Origin of the sequence: Vibrio sp. Vb0304, assembly GCF_033338995.1 — a bacterium.
GTDB classification, from domain to species: Bacteria; Pseudomonadota; Gammaproteobacteria; order Enterobacterales; family Vibrionaceae; genus Vibrio; species Vibrio alginolyticus.
On the sequence record NZ_JAWOTT010000231.1, the window covers coordinates 1 to 1,188 of the forward strand.

General features: G+C 47.7%; 1 protein-coding gene and 1 pseudogene. Both read left to right on the plus strand.

Annotation, left to right across the window (positions count from 1 at the left end):
* Window positions 1-146, plus strand: a pseudogene (locus R7P35_RS25220) (biotin synthase); the annotation flags it as partial.
* On the plus strand, window positions 133-1,188 hold a 1,056-nt coding region (locus R7P35_RS25225; protein ID WP_318093142.1), incomplete at its 3' end, for an 8-amino-7-oxononanoate synthase. The pseudogene R7P35_RS25220 and the gene R7P35_RS25225, both read left to right, overlap by 14 nt.

Consider the following 1,188-nt stretch of genomic DNA (forward strand, 5'->3'; position numbering starts at 1 on the left):
TGCTGTTTAAGAAGCTGGGTATTAACAGCCAAGAAGTGTCTCAAAAACCTGATGAAATCGAAGAAAACGAATTGCTGGATCGCGTGGTAGAGCGCGTTGCTGCACGTCCAACTAAAGACGATCTTTTCTACGATGCCAGCGTTTAAATCTCGAATCGAATCTGCTCTTGCTGCTCGTAAAGCGCAAGGGTTGAATCGTTCAATGAATGTGGTATTCGCCGGAAACCAATCGATTTTAGAACATGAAGGTAGACGCTACATCAACTTCTCAAGCAACGATTATTTGGGCTTAGCCAATGACCAAGCGCTTGTACGTGCTTGGCAGCAAGGTCTGAGCGTTTATGGCAGTGGCAGTGGGGCATCACCCATGGTCACTGGCTTCAGTGCTGCGCACAGCAACTTAGAAGCGGCGTTAACTGAATGGTTGGGCTTCGAGAGGGCGGTATTATTTGGTTCTGGTTTCAGTGCTAATCAAGCGTTGCTTTTTACTCTGCTAGAAAAATCAGACGTATTGATTCAAGACCGATTAAACCACGCATCTTTGATGGAAGCAGGGTCACTGTCAACGGCGAAAATGAAGCGTTTTAAGCACAATGACATTAAGCATTTAGAAACGCTGTTTACTAATGAAGGCAATCATCTGGTCGTGACTGAAGGTGTCTTCAGTATGGACGGCGATTGCGCGCCGTTGAAAGACATTGCGGAAGTAGCTCGCTTACGTAATGCATGGTTAGCAGTGGATGACGCTCACGGTATTGGCGTGCTCGGCGAAGCGGGTGGAGGCTCTTGTGAACTTGCTAATGTCAAACCAGAGATTTTGGTCGTGACCTTCGGTAAAGCGTTTGGCATGTCCGGCGCGGCGATTTTGTGTGATCAAGCAACGGGTGACTTTTTGACCCAGTTTGCTCGTCACCATGTGTATTCAACAGCAATGCCACCTGCGCAGGCCTATGCGTTGACACATGCGGTTTCTATGATTCAAGAGCAGTCTTGGCGACGCGAAAAGCTGGCGGAACTAAATGAGGTTTATCAAACGAATCTAAGTGATCTGGATGGCTTTGTTGAAACAGATACCCCGATCAAGCCATTTGTGATTGGCGAATCAGAACTTGCTTTGCAGGTTGCGAACGCTTGTCGACAAAATGGCATATGGGTCACCGCGATTCGTCCACCAACCGTTCCGAAAGGT